Raw genomic sequence first — 16,018 nt, 5'->3', positions numbered from 1 at the left:
TCTCAAACATTTCTTGGGGCAAGGAACAGCAGCATGGCCGGCTACGACTACGATCTCTTCGTCATCGGCGGCGGCTCCGGCGGGGTGAGGGCGGCGCGCGTGGCGGCAGCGCTCGGCAAGCGTGTCGGCATCGCCGAGGAATACCGCTATGGCGGCACCTGCGTCATCCGTGGCTGCGTGCCGAAAAAACTCTATGTCTATGCCTCGCAATTTCCCGAGCATTTTGCCGACGCCGCCGGCTATGGCTGGACGGTGCCCGAGGCGAGCTTCGACTGGCCGACGCTGGTCGCCAACAAGGACCGCGAGATTGCCCGTCTGGAAGCGATCTACGAAAAGAACGTGAAAGGCGCCGGCGGCGAGACGTTCCACTCGCGCGCCATGCTGGTCGACCCGCATGTCGTGCATCTCCTGGGCGATGACCGCACCGTCACCGCCGACCAGATCCTGATCGCCACCGGCGGCCGGCCGGCGCCGCACCCGGCGCTGCCCGGTCACGAGCATTGCATCTTTTCCAATGAGGTTTTCGACCTCAAGCAACTGCCGAAGGCGATCATGATCGAGGGCGGCGGCTACATCGCCGTCGAATTCGCCAATATCTTCCGTGGCTTGGGCGTCGACACCACGCTGGTCTATCGCGGCAAGGAGATACTGTCGCGCTTCGACATGGACCTGCGGCGCATGCTGCACGAGACCATGGAAAAGAAGGGGATCAAGATTCTCTGCCACGCCGTGTCGGAATGGGTCCGCAAGCGGCCGGACGGCAGGCTGGATGCGTTGGTCACCGGCGGCAAGGTGCTGACAGTCGACCAGGTCATGCTCGCCATCGGCCGCCTCCCCAACACCGAGAATATGGGCCTGGAAAGCGTCGGCATCGAACTCGGCAAAACCGGCGCCATCGTTGTCGACGAATATTCCCGCACCAACATCGACAACATCTGGGCGATCGGCGACGTCACCAACCGCGTGCAGTTGACACCGGTGGCGATCCACGAGGCCATGTGTTTCATCGAGACCGCATTCAAAGGCAATCCGACCGCGCCCGACCACGACACCATCCCGACCGCCGTCTTCTCACAGCCGGAGATCGGCACCGTCGGGCTGTCCGAGGACGATGCCGTCAAGCGCTACTCCGATATCGAAATCTACCGCGCCACATTCCGGCCGATGCGGCACACGCTGTCGGGTCGCGACGAAAGGATGCTGACGAAGCTGGTGGTCGATGGCGCCACGCGAAAAGTGCTCGGCGCGCACATCCTCGGGCCGGACGCCGGCGAGATGGCGCAGTTGCTCGGCATTCCGCTGAAGGCCGGCGTCACCAAGGATGATTTCGACCGCACCATGGCCGTCCACCCGACGGCAGCGGAGGAACTGGTCACCATGTACAAGCCTACCTACCGCGTGAAGAACGGCGTGCGGGTCGATTGACGCCCGCGCGCTCGATCTTGAAGAACCCCCCATGGCAGCCGCTGTTGCCACCGAGATGGGACCCTGAAGCTTATTACAACAAAGTGCCGCGCAGGATGACCAGCGCCACCGAGAAATAGATCACCAGGCCGGTGACATCGACCAGCGTGGCGACGAACGGCGCCGAGGCGCTCGCCGGATCGAAGCCGATCCGTTTCAGTGCGAACGGCAGCATCGACCCCGACAGCGAGCCGAAGGTGACGATGCCGACGAGTGCTGCCCCCACGGTCGCCGCGATCAGCGGCCAATGCGGCCCATAATCGTAGAAGCCCATATATTGCCAGAGCGCGATGCGGCAGATGCCGACCACGCCAAGCATGGCGCCGAGCACCAGGCCGGTGGGCAATTCGCGCAACGCCACCCGCCACCAGTCGCGAAGGCCGATCTCGCGCAGCGCCAGCGCGCGAATGACGAGCGAGGTCGCCTGCGAGCCGGAATTGCCGCCCGAGCTCATGATCAGCGGGATGAACAGGGTGAGCACGATCGCCTTTTCCAGTTCGCCTTCATAGCTTTGCATGGCATTGGCGGTCAGCATCTCCGAGATGAACAGCGCGCACAGCCAGCCGCCGCGCTTCCTGATCATGGCGAGAAAGCTCATCTTCATGTAGGGCTCGTCGAGCGCCTCCATGCCGCCAAAGCGATGCGCGTCCTCGGTCGTCTCCTCGATCATGGTGTCGATGATGTCGTCGATGGTAACGATGCCGAGGATCTTGCCGTGGTCGACGACGGGAACCGCTAGCAGATCGTATTTGGAGATCGTCTGCGCCAGTGTTTCGCGATCGGTAAGCGGCGTCACCGTCACCGGGGCGCGATCCGGCGCCACCGACAGGATCGGATCGTCCGGCTCGCCCGTGATCAGCCGGCGCAGGCCGGTCGATCGCACCAGCACATGCGTCTCGGGGTCGACGATGTAGATGGCGTAGACGGTCTCGCGCGTCCGCTCCACCTTGCGGATGTAGTCGAGCGTGCGGCCAACGGTCCAATCCGAAGGCACGCTGACGAATTCGGTCGTCATGATCGAGGCGGCGCTGCCTTCGGGATAGCCGAGAATGGAAAGCAGCGTTGCCCGCAGCGGCGGGACCAACCCGCCGAGCAGCTCGGAGCGCGCCGGTTCGTCCAGTTCGCGCAGGATATCGGCGGCGCGGTCGACCGACATGGCGGTCAGGAGCTTGCACGCCTTGGCGCGCGGCAGCGCCTCGGCCAGATCGGAGGCGCCGTCGAGTTCAGGCTGGTCGAAGATCTCGACCAGCCGCTCGAACGGCATTTCGCAAAGCAGTTCTATCGCGGTATCGCGAGATTCGCGGTTCAGGGCCTCGACGACATCGGCGACGTGATCATTGGCAAGGATACGCGCGATAGCGACGGCATCGTCGCCCGCTACGACGGGGGTAAATTCGTTCATGGCTCACTCCTTGCCGTCCGGCGGGACGTGAGCCGTTAGAGGTCACATCGAGGCGGACGGCGGTTGCGTTCGACTACTGTCGCCAGGCATGGCGCGGTGACCTTTCTGCTCGCGGGTTCGAGTTGGAATTCAGCGAGCGGGCGCAACATAGGAGCGCATCTTGGCGAGTCAATCGCGGGGGTGGCGGAAAACAGCCGGGAGCCGGCCCAATCGCGAGACTGTGATGATTATTGAAGGGGGAGGGAGCGAGTGCCCCGCCGCCAGTGGCGGAACGCGCTTCGGCGTGGCTGCTATTTCTGCTTCAGGTGGCTGCTATTTCTGCTTCAGCCGGCGTGAAAAACGCATCCATTTGTCCTCGACCGGCCGCGGCTGCGTAAGGATGGTGGTGAGCTCGCGCGGAAGGTTCGGAACAAGCGGCCTCTTGGTGGCGACGCCGTCGGCGATCGCGACCACGCTATGGTAGAATTCCTCGCCCGAGGCCGAACGTGGCGGCACCGCCTCATGCATGATGCTGATCACCGTGACATCGGGACAGTTGTCCTTGATGGCCTGGTGGAAGGCGATCTTGCCATCCGGATCGAGCGCGCCGGTCGCTTCGTCGAGGAACAACAGTCCCGGTTGCTGCAGCACGATGCGGGCCACAACCAGCTTCTGCTTCTGGCCGCCGGACAGCAGCTGGTCCCAGATCTTTCCCTCGCGGCTTTCATCGGCCATGTGTTCGATGAAATCGCCGAGGCCGGCCTTGTGCAGGGCTGCCGCGACCTGCGTATCGCCATAGTCGTCCTCGGAACCGGGCAGGCACACCAGCTGCTTCAGCGACACCTGCTGCAGCTTGACCTCCTGGGCGGCATAGAAGCTCCTCACACCGTCAGGGAAGACGATGGTGCCGCGGCCATAAGGCCACAAGCCGTTGATCGCCTTGATCAGCGAAGTCTTGCCGCAGCCGGATTCGCCCTTGAGGAATGCCCACTCGCCGCGCCGAAAGCGCAGATTGGCTGCGCTCAGGAACGGCGTGGCGTCTTCACCCTGATGCGCCAGTTCAAGCTTCTGGATGGTCAGGCCGAAGACCGGGTTCTGGCTGGCATAGTGGAAATCGGAACGGCCGGTCTGGCTGTAGAATTCCTGCGGCTGTTGGACGTTTTCAATAGCGTGCGCCAATTCAATGACGCGCTGGCTGTTGGCCCGCAAGGTGGCGAGACTCGGCATGACATGGATGAACCAGGAACATTTGCTGATCAGCGCGTTGACCTGCTCGGAACCGGTTATGTAGCCCTTGAGGTCGACGCCGTTGTGGATGAACGGCACCAGACCAGGTCCGTAGGCGACAACTTTGGCCCCGACGAAATTATAGACCGATTCGAATCCCGCATAGAGGGTGTTGACGATGTTGAGCTTCGACCAGGTGGTATCGATATCGAGATAGAGCCGTCCATGTATCGTCTTTTGCACGTCTTCGCCTTGCGACGCCGACACATGGAAACTGCGGCGCAACAAGGTGATCAGCTCGCTGCGATAGGTGCCTTCGGCCTTCTGCATCCTGACATTGAGCCACTCCAGCATTCCGCCGAGTTTGATCGCGATCCAGGTATTGACCGGCACGTAGATGGCAACCGCCAGGAGAGCGAGGACGGCGCTGCCATAGCTGCCGAGGGCATCCAGGCCTTTTACCTCCACGGAATTCGCCAGCAAAGCGCCGCCGACAAAATAAAGTGAGGTGAAGACGCCGAAGACACCTTGGGCAAGCCCGATGGCGCCGCCCGCCATGTCTTTGATGGATTCCTGCACGCGCTGATCGATGTTGTCGGGCGCTGGCGCATCTGGCGAGCCATTCTGAGCGTGGTAGTGAGTATGGTTGGTATCAAGCAGCGCCGCATTGAAACGCGCGTTCAACCAGGCGCGCCATTTGCGATGCAATGTCGCCGATACAAATTTGCAGGCGCCTATGATTCCCATGTCCTTGAACACGACCAGCAGCACAAGCAGGCCGGCATTGGTAAGCACTGATTCAAGGGGCGTGGTATTCGCGGCGTCGTGGAAAAAAGCGATTGAGGCTGCCAGTTCGCCCGCCAACACGGTAAACCAGACGTCGGCCTTGCTCGACAGGGCTATGATGAGTGCGAGGACGACGGTGAGAGCCCAGGCCTCTCTCCACCGGTCCGAGAACCAGTAGGCCCGCATCAGTCCCCAGAAGGTCCGCATCGACGATACTGGCGTCAGGGGCGACGGCCCGGCGGGGGCGTCGCGTTTCCAAAGTGCCGATATTGAACGTCGCGGTCTGTCGACCCGAATCACAATCCCGCCCAAACCTTTTTTAGTTTTGTTACGGATAGTAACACCAATTGATCATTTTCTATGAATTTTATCCCGGCGAATGTGAAGCAGCCCACCCGCCGTTGCCATGAGGCAACAGTTGGTACTGCGAGATCGCCGTCTTTGGGTCAAATTTGTCCTTTGTTTCAATGTGTTGCGAGAACGCTCAGATGTGCGAATATATTCCCTGAGGGAAGGCTCATACACGGCTTTGTGACCAAAAGGCCTGCCCGTCGGCCGGTTTTCCCACCGCGCGCTAACCGGATCGCCCGAAAAATTGCCGTCCGTGATCGCCCCAGGCCGCCCGAATCATTTCACCGGCCATCATGGTTGGGCACGCAAGATCGTCGCTCCTGCACGGCGACTGCTCATGAGTTGGCCCACGCTTTTTAGCTGCAGCTCAACACCGTTTGACAATCAAGCGCACTGGAATGAACCTTGCCGGGCACTGTCGGCACCGATGCATGTCCGGTCCCCAACAAGGAAGCTCCCCAATGCTTGCACGCGCAGCCGTTCCCGCAATGGTGACGCTCTTTGCCTGGCTGCCTCTTGCGCATGCCGTCAGCCAGACCATTCCGGCAAGCGCCGAAGGGCAAATCGAGTTCAATGCTCCGTCCGGCAACATCGGCTGCATCTACACGCCGAAGGGCGGCACCAGCACCTACGAACCACAGGATGGCGGTCCGGAACTGAGCTGTTCGCGCGTCGAGCCCAGCTACGTCACCGTGATCCTTGGGCCGAACGGCCCGGCGACATTGATCAAGAATCCGGGAGAGCAGGGCTGCTGCAGCGATGTCGCGAAGCTGGCCTATGGCAACAGCTGGAGCAAAGGGCCGCTTACCTGCCAGTCGTCAACCAAGGGACTGACCTGCACGGGCAGCAACGGGCATGGCTTCTTCCTCAGCAAAGCCAAGGTGACGGTGAAATAACCCGAGCATGATCCCGAAAAGTGGTTGCCGGTTTTCTCGGACAAACGGGAAACCGTTTTGTCCAGAGATCATGCTCAAACAAGGAGATAGAGTCCATCCCGATTTCCATCGGGATGGAACAGGCTCTAGCCGGCCTTTTCCAGTTCGCCCTTGGCCTTTGCGGCCGCGACTTGGCGGATGGCATCAGTCAGCGTGTCGGCGTCCTGCGCGCCCATGACGGCGTATTTGCCTTCGAGCAGGAAGCACGGCACGCCAGTGATCCCCATCCGCGATGCCGTGGCGATTTCTGTGCGCACCTCCTCGACGTCGGCATCGGTCGGCAGGAGCGTTTCGACCACGGCAGCGTCCATGCCGGCCTCGCGGGCGGCATCGATCAGCACGGCGTGGTCGCCAATATTGCCGCCTTTCTCGAAATACAGTTGGAACAGCCGGCGCACGAGCCGGTTCTGCACGGCTTCACCGGCGGCACCGGCCCAGCGGATGACACGATGCGCGTCCAGCGTGTTGGCGGCGACCTTGATGGCGTCGAAAGCGAAATCGATGCCTTCGGCCTCGCCGAGCGGCTCTATGCGGGCATGCATCTGGCGGATGCGCTCGTCGCTGCCGAATTTGGCCAGCATGTATTCGCGCCGGTCCTTGCCCCCGGGCGGGATGGTCGGGTCGAGCTGGAACGGCCGCCAGCGCACATGAACCTCGACGTCGCCGGCAGCGGCAATCGCCTTGTCCAGCCGCTTCTGGCCGACGAAGCACCAGGGGCAGACGACGTCGGAGACCACGTCGATGGTAATGGAATTGTCATCGCTCATCTTGATCTCCTGCAGCCGAGCGTTTTACCGAGCATGATCTCGGCTACGCTCAGTTAGGCTTGCGCCACCATGTCGGCCATTGATAACCGAATATGGGAGTCTTTTTGGGATGATCCAGGTAATTCCAGTAAGCGAGCCATTGCTGCGCGTTGTACTGCATCGGCACCATGTAATTGCCGGAGATCAGCAATCGGTCGAGCACGCGCACGGCGGCGACATAGTCTTCCTTGGTCCGTGCTCTCAGCATCGCGTCGATCGCCGCGTCGACCGCCGGATCGGCGACGCCGGCCAGATTGAATGAACCTTCTCTTTTGGCCTCTGAAGAACCCCAGCGAAGGTTCTGCTCCATACCGGGAGACAGCGAGTTGCTGAACCCGCTCGACCCGACAAGAACCTCAAAGTCGAAACGCTGCTTGCGCGACTGGATCTGGTCGGCTTCGAGGCTGCGGATGGTCACCGCGATGCCGATCTTTTCCAGCGAGCGCTGATAAATGGCGGCAAAGCGTTCCTCGTCCTGCGAGGCCGTCAGGATCTCGAAACCGAAGGGAGTTCCCTTTGGGTCCAGCAGGACACCATCCCTAACGGCGTAGCCCTGGCTCTTCAGCAGGTCGAACGCCACCTTCATCACCTTGCGGTCCTGGCCGGTGCCGTCATTCACCGGCGGGCGCCAGCTGCCGTCCATGACATCGGCCGGCACGCGGCCGGGGTAGGGCGCCAGCAGCGCCTTTTCCCTGTCGCTGGCGGGATGGCCGAGCGCGGAAAGTTCGGAATTCTGCCAGTAGCTCATCGTGCGCGTGTACTTACCGCCGAACAGGTTCTTGTTGGCCCATTCGAAGTCGTAGAGCATGCCGAGCGCGCGCCGCACCTCCGGATTGGAAAACTTCTCCAGCCGCGTGTTGAACAGGAAGCCGGTCACCACGGGCGGTATGCCGGTGTCGAAGGTCTCGGCGATCACCTCGCCGCGATGAAAGGCGGGAAAATCGATATCGCGCTCGCGCTTGACCGGATCGCCCTCATCGTAAATGGCGCAGATGCCTTTCTTGAACGCTTCCGTCTTGGCATTGGCGTTGAGGAAGTACTCGATGGTGATCTGGTCGTAATTGTCGAAGCCGCGCTTGGAAGGGATGTCCTTGCCCCAGTAATTCGGGTTGCGCTTGAAGACAATGCGCTGTCCCGGCTGCACCTTGTCGATGATGTAGGGACCGCTGCCGATCACCGGCTTCAACGTCGTCTTGTCGAAGGTATCCTTGTTGAAGGCGTGCTTTGGGATGATCGGCGTCAGCGCGATGATCAAGGGGGTCTCGCGATTGGCCTTGTCGTTGAAGGTGAAGCGCACGCTGTGATCGCCGGTCTTTTCGAGCTTGGCGATCAGGCTCATGCGATCCCTGTAGGGCGGGCGGCCCTTGTCGGTGAAGACATCGTAGGTGAACAGCACGTCATCCGGCGTCACCGGGTCGCCATCAGACCACTTTGCATTTGGGTTGAGATGGAACTCGATCCACTTGCGCTCGGGATCCATATCGGCTGTGTCTGCGAGCAGGCCATAGAGGCTGAAGGCCTCGTCGTAGTTGCGCATCATCAACGGCTCGAAGACGAGATTGCCGAAAATGAGGTCCTGCATGCCGCGCGCCGTGGTGCGCAGGCTCTTCAGGATGAACGGGTTCAGATTGTCGAAGCTGCCGACGACGCAGTAAGTGATGTTGCCGCCCTTCGGCGCATCGGGATTGACGTAGTCGAAATGCTGGTAGTCGGCTGGCAGCGCCGGCTCGCCCTGCATTGCGATGGCATGTCTCGGTTCCGACATCGCCACGCCGGGTGCAAAGGCGAAGAACGAAATTGCGGCGATCAGCCAAACAAGAATGCGGCCCATGACCGTCTCCTTACTGGGCGGCTTGATGATTCGGAGTGCACCCTAACATGGCGCCGCGGCGCTCCGGCCAGATACATCAACCCAAATCGCACGACCCAAATTGCGAGGCCAAGAATTGCAGGCGGCGGGCTGGATTCGGCTGCTCATGCAGTGTAACACGCGCTCCGAAGTCATTCTGTTGCCTCAATTCGGCAACAGGTAGCAGGACCACACGGCGCGAAGAAGCCGGTCCCGGGATCATTTGAGAGGAAATGCACGACATGACGAGCCTGAACAGCAACGCATACCGCCTTTCGGTCCTGGCCGCGGGCGTGGTCGGCTTTCTGGGCGCCGGACTTCCCACCGCTTCGGCACAGCAACAGATTCCGCAGGGTTGGTTCAAGGCCTGCACCAAGCAGGAAGATGTCGACATCTGCAATGTCCAGAACATCATCACTGCCGGCAACGGCCAGTTCGTCACCGGCGTCAGCCTGATCGAGTTGAAGGGCAAGGTAAACCGCAAGGTCTTCCAGGTCACGGTTCCCCCAGGTCGCCTGGTGCCCCCCGGCATCGCCCTGCAAATAGACGCCGGCAAGGCGACGAAGCTGGATTATGTCATTTGCTTCGCCGACCGTTGCGTTGCCGAAGTGCCGCTGACCGACGCGCTCGTCGCGTCCTTCAAGAAGGGACAGGCGATCACGCTGACCTCGATCAACTTCCAAAGTCAACCAAATCCCATCAAGGTTGCCTTGACCGGCTTCAGCGGCGCCTTTGACGGCGCGCCGCTGCAGCAGTCGGACATCGAGGATCGGCAGAAAAAACTTCAGGATTTCGTCGTCAAGAACAACCAGGACTTCGCCAAGAAGCTCAAGGACGAGCAGGCCAAGGCCAAAGCCGCCAACTAATCGCCGGGACAGATACCGGAGCGACAAAAAGCGGGGTCATGCCCCGCTTTTTTGTTGTCGTCACGTCGATGCAAGGTGATGTCAGTGTCTCGACTGGCGTTTTGGCTCATAGCGTCCGTCCGGCCGCTTGTCGAACATCTCGCCGATCTGTGGATGCCGGACCGGCTCACCTGACTGGTCCTCGAGCAGGTTCTGCTCGGAGACATAGGCAATGTATTCGGTTTCCGAGTTTTCAGCGAGCAGATGGTAGAACGGCTGGTCCTTGCGCGGCCGCACGTCGGCCGGGATCGCCTCGTACCATTCATCGGTGTTGGCGAATTGCGGATCGACATCGAAAATGATGCCGCGGAATGGAAACAGCCGGTGGCGAACCACTTGTCCGATCGAGAATTTGGCTGTTTTCATCGTACTCACCACTAAGCCTCTAGAGCGCCCGGCGTCCCCTCGAATGTGCGAAGAGCGCTCTAAGACTTTGAATTTACACACACCGTGGCCAAAAATCGAGCCCGACTTAGGTCTGGGATCAGGCTTTATTTGGCGCAGATAGCGTGTCAGTTCAATGCCGAAGCGCTTGACGCCTGATGAAGCTACGGGCTAGCCCGGTCCCGGGGTTTCGGGCCAGGGCAAAAATGTCTGACATTGTCGGTCTTGTTCTTCCGTTCTTCGGGCTGATTTTCATCGGCTTTCTGGTCGCGCGCATGACCAGGCAGCCGCTGGAAGCGCTTGGCTGGATGAACACCTTCATCGTCTATGTCGCGCTTCCTGCCCTGTTCTTCCAATTGCTGGCCCGCACGCCGTTCGAACAGTTGACCGAATGGCGCTTCATCTTCGGCTCGGTATTTTCCACCTACACGATCTTCTCGATCATGTTCGTATGGTCGGTGACGGCGTCGCGCGGCGAGATCGCCCAGTCGACGATCAAGGCGCTGGCCGCGGCCTACGGCAATATCGGCTATATGGGGCCGGGGCTGGCGCTGCTCGCCTTCGGCGAACAGGCGGCGGTTCCCGTCGCGCTGATCTTCTGCTTCGAAAATATCATGCATTTCGCCATCGCGCCGATGATGATGGCGCTGTCGGGCGACGACAAGACATCGCCGTGGCGGCTCATCCTCGGCGTAGTCAGGAAAATCGTCCTGCACCCGTTCATCATCGCGACCGCGCTTGGCGTCGGCGCCGCCTATCTCGGCTTTCACCCACCGCAGCCGGTCGATCGCCTGCTCGAATATCTGTCTCGGGCGGCCGCCCCTTGCGCCCTGTTTGCCATGGGCGTGACGCTTGCGCTCCGGCCCCTCAACCGCGTGCCGCATGAGTTGGCGTCGATCGCGGCGCTGAAGCTGATCCTGCATCCATCGCTCTGCTACGTCGTGCTGAGCTGGATCGGGAACTTTTCCGAAATCTGGGTTTTTTCGGCCGTGCTTTTGGCGGCATTACCGACCGCAACCAATGTCTTCGTCATCGCCCAGCAAGATGGCGTCTGGGTGCAACGCGCGTCGGCCAGCGTGCTGATCACCACCTGCCTCTCGGTGCTGACGGTGACCGGGCTGCTCTACATGATCCGCCACGGCATCTTACCGCCGGACCTGTTTCCCTGAACCGCCGGTAAGCGCCGCAAAGCCGCTGCCCGGCCTCAAGCCTTCGCGCATGAAAAAGGCGCGCAGCGGCGCGAAACTGCCGAGCACATTGAGGCCGGCGCTGCGTGCCATCTGCGCCGGCAACATGTCCGACAGCAACGACATGTTAAGCAGGTTGACCGCGCCCGAACGCGCCAGAACGTCGGGACGGCGCCTGGAATCATAGGCGGCCAAAGCCCTTGCGGCGCCAGGGTCGCCGCGATTTTCGCGTGCGATTCCAATCAGATCCTCGACGTCCCTGATGCCGAGGTTTAGACCTTGGGCCCCAATCGGCGGGAACACATGTGCAGCCTCGCCGACCAGCGCCACACGGTTTTGCGCGAAGCGCCCCGGTGATGCCGCTGAAAGCGGGTAAATTTGTCGGCCGGGCTCGACCGACACCCGGCCCAGCATCGACTGCATCTGCTGCTCGACACGCTCGGAAAGCGTCGCGTCATCGAGTGCGGCGAGGTCCTTCGCCGCCTCCGGTTTCACCACCCAGACGAGGCTGGAGCGGTTGCCGGGCAGCGGCACCTGGGTGAACGGCCCGGTCTCTGTGTGGAACTCGGTCGAGGTGAAGCCGTGTTCGCTGCGATGGCCGAAATTCAACACCAGCGCCGCTTGGCGGTAGGATCGCACCGAGGCCACGATGCCTGCCGCCTCGCGCGCCGGCGACAGGCGCCCATCGGCAGCGACCGCAAGCGCGGCCGAGACTTCGCGACCATCAGTCAAGACGGCATGCGCCTGATCGGCGTCCAGACGCCAACTCTCGACCATCGACGTCAGCCATTCGATGCCGGGATGCGCCGCGACGGACTTGGCCAGCGTCGGGTTCAGCGCACTGTTGGGCAGGTTGAGCCCGAACTGCTCCTCGCCGATCTCTATGGCGCGAAAAGTCACCACCGGGCTGCGGATCAGCCGGCTGGTCGCATCAACGATGCGCATGACCTTCAGCGGCGCGGCCTTCGGCGCAAGTTCGGCCAGCACGCCCAGCCGATCGAGAACCTTGAGAGCAGGGTTCATCAGCGCCGTGGTCCGGCCATCGGGCCCGCCTGCTTCGGGTCCGACCAGGGTTACCGGAAAGCCCGCCTCGGCGAAACCGAGCGCCGCGATCAGTCCGGCAGGGCCGCTGCCGGCTACCAGTATCCGTGCTGTCTCGCGATGATCCAAATTGGACTTCCAGTTTGCGATGCAGGTGTCTACCCATGGATATAGGTCAGACCATGCGGCTTGATCAACGCGGCGATTAGGCTCATTCGGTTGTCATGACCGGCCAGCAGGACGATTTCAGCCATCTCGACCGCGCCGGCCGCGCCACGGCAAGCCTGGCCCGCAGCCCCCGCCTGACGGTCAACATCGCCATCGCCGGCGGCATTCTGCTCGCCTGGTTCATTCTCGGCGCCATGGCGATCCGCGACGCCGAAGGCCGGCTCCCCGGCGTACCAGGCGATGTGGTCCTGCGATATCTGCCGCAACTGCCGCTGCCGGATGTCCTCGACCGCTTCTTCGGCATGTGCCTGACGCCCGCACCACTTGATGCCGGCGGCGCACAGCTTCTGGCGTTGATCGTGATGTGGTTTTCGATGGCTGTGGCGACGATGCTGCCGTCGGCGGCGCCGATGATCCGTACCTATTGTGAAATCGCCGACACCGCCCGCATCAAGGGCGAACCGGTGGTCCACCCGCTGGTCTTGGCTGCCGGCTACCTCTCGACATGGCTTGTCGCCTCTATCGGCTTCGCGGTGCTGACGTTGCTCGTCCACGCATTTACGTCCTCCGCTCGATTGCTCGATCCGGTGAGCGGCCTTGCCGCGGCGGCCGCGCTGCTGGTTGCCGGCCTCTACCAGTTCAGCAGCCTCAAGCAGGCCTGCCTGACAAAATGCCGGAACCCGTTCTCGACACTGTTTTCCAACTGGAGCGCGGAGCCGGGTGGCATCTTCCGGCTAGGGCTGAAGCAGGGCCTGTGGTGCCTCGGCTGCTGCTGGGCGCTGATGCTGGTGATGTTTGCCGTCGGCGCGATGAACGTGTTCTGGATGGCGCTGATCGGCCTGTTCACCTTGATCGAAAAACAGACCACCGGCAGCCTTCCAACCCCAGTGGCCGGTGCGATACTGCTTGTCTGGGTAGTCGCCCTGCTAGTAGTCTCGGCATGACGGGGGATAATTCCATGGCAGAGCAAGGCTGGGCAATGAAAGGAGAGCTCGTACTCTCCTGCAATTGCACGGTTTTTTGTCCTTGCGTGCTGTCGCTTGGCAGCCATCCGCCGACGGAGGGTTATTGTCAGACCTGGGCGGGCTTCCGCATCGACGCAGGCCATTTCGGCGAGGTCGACCTGTCCGGCCTCAATCTCGGTCTGGTCATGGAAATCCCCGGCTATATGAGCCGCGGCAACTGGACCGCAGGCCTGTTCATCGACAAGCGCGCCTCCGTCTATGCGGTGAAAGCGCTGACCAGGATCTTCACCGGGAAGGCCGGCGGAACAACCTCGCTGTTGTCGATCCTTGTCGGCAAGTTCCTCGGTGTCGAGCAGGTGCCGATCACCTACGAGACGCGTGACAAGACCCGTATTTTCCAGATACCGAAGATCATCGACGGGGCGGTCACACCGATTCCCGGCAAGGATCGCGAGAAGGATACCGTGATCGGCAACTCGGAATACTGGATCGCGCCGGAGATCATCGTGGCCAGGTCCGACAAAAGCAAGATGCGGGCGTTCGGCCACAACTGGAACTTTGCCGGCCGCTCGGCCGAAATCTGCAAACTGGATTGGCGGGGCCCGTGAGCAAGAACACAACCGCCAGGAATGCCGCCAAAAAGATCACCGACCGGATACCCAGGCCGAAGAAAAAGGTCACCTGGCCGCAGGCGCGGGCATTCTCGGTGCATCTGTTGACCGCGTCTGGCTCGTTCCTGGCCTTCCTGTCTCTGGTGGCGGCAAGCGAGCAACGCTGGACGGCGATGTTCTGGTGGCTGGGGCTGGCGCTGTTCGTCGACGGCATAGACGGGCCGATCGCGCGCAAGCTTGAGGTCAAGGAGATCCTGCCGACCTGGTCGGGCGAACTCCTCGACAACATCATCGACTATGTCACCTACGTGCTGATCCCGGCCTTCGCACTCTACCAGCGCGGCTTCATGGGCGAAGGGCTGTCTTTCCTGTCGGCGGCCATCATCGTGGTGTCCAGCGCCATCTATTATGCCGACACCGGAATGAAGACGAAGGAGAACTTCTTCAAAGGCTTTCCGGTGGTCTGGAACATGGTCGTGTTCACGCTGTTCGTCATCGAACCGGGACAGTGGGTGTCCTTCGGCGTCGTCGTGGCGGCCGGCATCCTCACCTTCGTGCCGATCAACTTCATTCACCCCGTGCGGGTGGTGCGGCTGCGGCCAATCAATCTTGGCATGACGCTGCTCTGGTGTGCTTTCGGTGCGCTGGCGCTGGCGCAGGCGGCCCTTGCCGCCTTCTACGACCAGATCGGCGTTTTGGGCGAACAGGTCAGCGTCTTTACCAAGGTCGGCATCACCATCACCGGACTTTACCTCGCCTGCATCGGCGGTATCATGCAGTTCTTCCCCAAACTCGGCGCCAAGCCGGACACTAAGAAAGCCTGACCGCAGGAAAGCCCACAATGTCCAAAGCAGTCCGTATCCACGCCCATGGCGGTCCGGAAGTCCTGACCTATGAAGACGCCGATCCGGGACAACCCGGCGCCGGGCAGATCCTGGTCAGGCACACCGCGATCGGCCTCAATTTCATCGATGTCTATCACCGCATCGGCCTCTATCCGCCGCCCGGCGGCTTCCCGCTGATCCCCGGCGGCGAGGCGGCAGGTGTGGTTCTCGAGGTCGGTGCAGGCATCGACTGGCTGAAGCCGGGCGACCGCATCGCCTATGCCGTCAACGTCGGCGCCTATGCCGAACAGCGCGTCGTCGCCGCCGACCGCGTCGTCAAGGTGCCGGACCGCATCAGCGACGAACAGGCCGCCGGCATGATGCTTAAAGGCATGACGGCGGAGTATCTGTTGCGCCGGACCTTCAAGGTGAAGGCAGGCGACACCATCCTGTTCCATGCCGCCGCCGGCGGCGTCGGGCTGATCCTGGGACAATGGGCAAAACATCTCGGCGCCACCGTGATCGGCACGGCAAGCTCAACCGACAAGATCGAGCTCGCCAAGGCGCATGGCTTCGGCCATGTCATCAACTACAAGGAGCAGGATTTCGTCGCCGGGGTCGCCGCCATCACCGGCGGCAAGAAATGTGACGTCGTCTACGATTCGGTCGGCAACGACACATTCCCGGCCTCGCTCGACTGTCTGAAGCCGCTCGGCATGTTCGTCTCTTTCGGTCAGTCCTCTGGACCGATCCCGCCATTTTCAATGTCGCTGCTGGCGCAGAAGGGCTCGCTGTTCGCTACCAGGCCGACTTTGTTCGTCTACAACGCCAAGCGTGAAGACCTCGAAGTCTCCGCCGCGGCATTGTTCGACGTGGTGTTGAGCGGTGCGGTCGAGATCAAGATCAACCAGCGTTATGCGCTGAAGGACGCGGGCAAGGCGCAAGCCGATCTCGAAGGGCGCAAGACCACTGGCACGACCATACTGATCCCCTGATCTGCCTTGCTTTTCAGCGTTTTGCCGCGACGCCAGGCACTGTTTACCCGAAAAACCGGACGATCGGTTCGTTGTGCGAAGCAGGTCAATCTTTACCCCTTGAGTTTCCGCTGAAATTCTTGAAGCTCTTTCAAGGTGG

General features: G+C 61.5%; 14 protein-coding genes. 8 read left to right on the top strand and 6 right to left on the bottom strand.

Annotation, left to right across the window (positions count from 1 at the left end; translation table 11 throughout):
- Nucleotides 1–33 precede the first annotated feature (33 nt).
- The gene (gor, locus tag NKJ58_RS23035; RefSeq protein WP_352788761.1) at nucleotides 34–1,425 is read left to right on the top strand and encodes a glutathione-disulfide reductase; all 1,392 of its coding nucleotides are present in this window, start codon (nucleotides 34–36) and stop codon (nucleotides 1,423–1,425) included.
- 73 nt (nucleotides 1,426–1,498) lie between these two features.
- Here the strand turns inward: gor and mgtE are convergent, their stop codons facing one another.
- Together mgtE and NKJ58_RS23025 are read right to left on the bottom strand one after the other, a co-directional pair.
- Nucleotides 1,499–2,866: a magnesium transporter gene (gene mgtE / locus NKJ58_RS23030; protein WP_352561119.1), complete on the bottom strand. Its 1,368-nt coding sequence runs from the start codon at nucleotides 2,864–2,866 to the stop codon at nucleotides 1,499–1,501.
- Between the two features lie 312 nt (nucleotides 2,867–3,178).
- Nucleotides 3,179–5,065: an ABC transporter ATP-binding protein/permease gene (locus tag NKJ58_RS23025; protein ID WP_352853876.1), complete on the bottom strand. Its 1,887-nt coding sequence runs from the start codon at nucleotides 5,063–5,065 to the stop codon at nucleotides 3,179–3,181.
- A 605-nt stretch (nucleotides 5,066–5,670) separates the two neighbouring features.
- Between NKJ58_RS23025 and NKJ58_RS23020 the strand changes: the two genes are divergently transcribed.
- Complete coding sequence (locus NKJ58_RS23020; RefSeq protein ID WP_023829832.1) at nucleotides 5,671–6,105, top strand: hypothetical protein; 435 nt, start codon at nucleotides 5,671–5,673, stop codon at nucleotides 6,103–6,105.
- Between the two features lie 125 nt (nucleotides 6,106–6,230).
- Here the strand turns inward: NKJ58_RS23020 and NKJ58_RS23015 are convergent, their stop codons facing one another.
- Both NKJ58_RS23015 and NKJ58_RS23010 read right to left on the bottom strand, forming a co-directional pair.
- Complete coding sequence (locus NKJ58_RS23015) at nucleotides 6,231–6,911, bottom strand: DsbA family oxidoreductase (protein WP_352519920.1); 681 nt, start codon at nucleotides 6,909–6,911, stop codon at nucleotides 6,231–6,233.
- A 49-nt stretch (nucleotides 6,912–6,960) separates the two neighbouring features.
- Nucleotides 6,961–8,781: an extracellular solute-binding protein gene (locus NKJ58_RS23010; protein WP_352519921.1), complete on the bottom strand. Its 1,821-nt coding sequence runs from the start codon at nucleotides 8,779–8,781 to the stop codon at nucleotides 6,961–6,963.
- Nucleotides 8,782–9,041: 260 nt separating this feature from the next.
- Between NKJ58_RS23010 and NKJ58_RS23005 the strand changes: the two genes are divergently transcribed.
- Nucleotides 9,042–9,665, top strand: a complete 624-nt coding sequence (locus NKJ58_RS23005) for an invasion associated locus B family protein (RefSeq protein ID WP_023668972.1) — start codon at nucleotides 9,042–9,044, stop codon at nucleotides 9,663–9,665.
- An 81-nt stretch (nucleotides 9,666–9,746) separates the two neighbouring features.
- On the opposite strand, the gene hspQ is transcribed toward NKJ58_RS23005, so the two are convergent.
- Nucleotides 9,747–10,070 (bottom strand): heat shock protein HspQ, encoded by a 324-nt coding sequence (gene hspQ / locus NKJ58_RS23000; RefSeq protein WP_023668971.1) that lies wholly within the window; start codon nucleotides 10,068–10,070, stop codon nucleotides 9,747–9,749.
- A gap of 224 nt (nucleotides 10,071–10,294) precedes the next feature.
- On the opposite strand from hspQ, the gene NKJ58_RS22995 reads away from it, so the two are divergent.
- Nucleotides 10,295–11,257 (top strand): AEC family transporter, encoded by a 963-nt coding sequence (locus NKJ58_RS22995; protein ID WP_352519922.1) that lies wholly within the window; start codon nucleotides 10,295–10,297, stop codon nucleotides 11,255–11,257.
- On the opposite strand, the gene NKJ58_RS22990 is transcribed toward NKJ58_RS22995, so the two are convergent.
- On the bottom strand, nucleotides 11,234–12,445 hold the full coding sequence (locus NKJ58_RS22990; RefSeq protein WP_352519923.1) for a UbiH/UbiF family hydroxylase: 1,212 nt from the start codon (nucleotides 12,443–12,445) through the stop codon (nucleotides 11,234–11,236). The two genes, NKJ58_RS22995 and NKJ58_RS22990, sit on opposite strands and share 24 nt — an antisense overlap.
- Nucleotides 12,446–12,540: 95 nt before the next feature.
- On the opposite strand from NKJ58_RS22990, the gene NKJ58_RS22985 reads away from it, so the two are divergent.
- The 4 genes from NKJ58_RS22985 to NKJ58_RS22970 are packed head-to-tail and all read left to right on the top strand — an operon-like array spanning nucleotide 12,541 to nucleotide 15,879.
- Nucleotides 12,541–13,428: a DUF2182 domain-containing protein gene (locus NKJ58_RS22985; RefSeq protein WP_352853872.1), complete on the top strand. Its 888-nt coding sequence runs from the start codon at nucleotides 12,541–12,543 to the stop codon at nucleotides 13,426–13,428.
- Between the two features lie 14 nt (nucleotides 13,429–13,442).
- Complete coding sequence (locus tag NKJ58_RS22980; protein WP_352519924.1) at nucleotides 13,443–14,057, top strand: DUF1326 domain-containing protein; 615 nt, start codon at nucleotides 13,443–13,445, stop codon at nucleotides 14,055–14,057.
- Nucleotides 14,054–14,884: a phosphatidylcholine synthase gene (gene pcsA / locus NKJ58_RS22975; protein ID WP_023668966.1), complete on the top strand. Its 831-nt coding sequence runs from the start codon at nucleotides 14,054–14,056 to the stop codon at nucleotides 14,882–14,884. The genes NKJ58_RS22980 and pcsA overlap by 4 nt, the downstream gene beginning before the upstream one ends.
- A gap of 17 nt (nucleotides 14,885–14,901) precedes the next feature.
- Nucleotides 14,902–15,879 carry a quinone oxidoreductase family protein gene (locus NKJ58_RS22970; protein ID WP_023668965.1) on the top strand — a complete coding sequence of 326 codons (978 nt, stop codon included), beginning with the start codon at nucleotides 14,902–14,904 and terminating at the stop codon, nucleotides 15,877–15,879.
- Nucleotides 15,880–16,018: the final 139 nt, after the last annotated feature.

Source organism: Mesorhizobium sp. M0139 (assembly GCF_040322455.1).
Classification (GTDB): Bacteria; Pseudomonadota; Alphaproteobacteria; order Rhizobiales; family Rhizobiaceae; genus Mesorhizobium.
The sequence above is the reverse complement of the archived record's forward strand: the minus strand, read 5'-3'. Positions and strand labels throughout refer to the sequence as shown.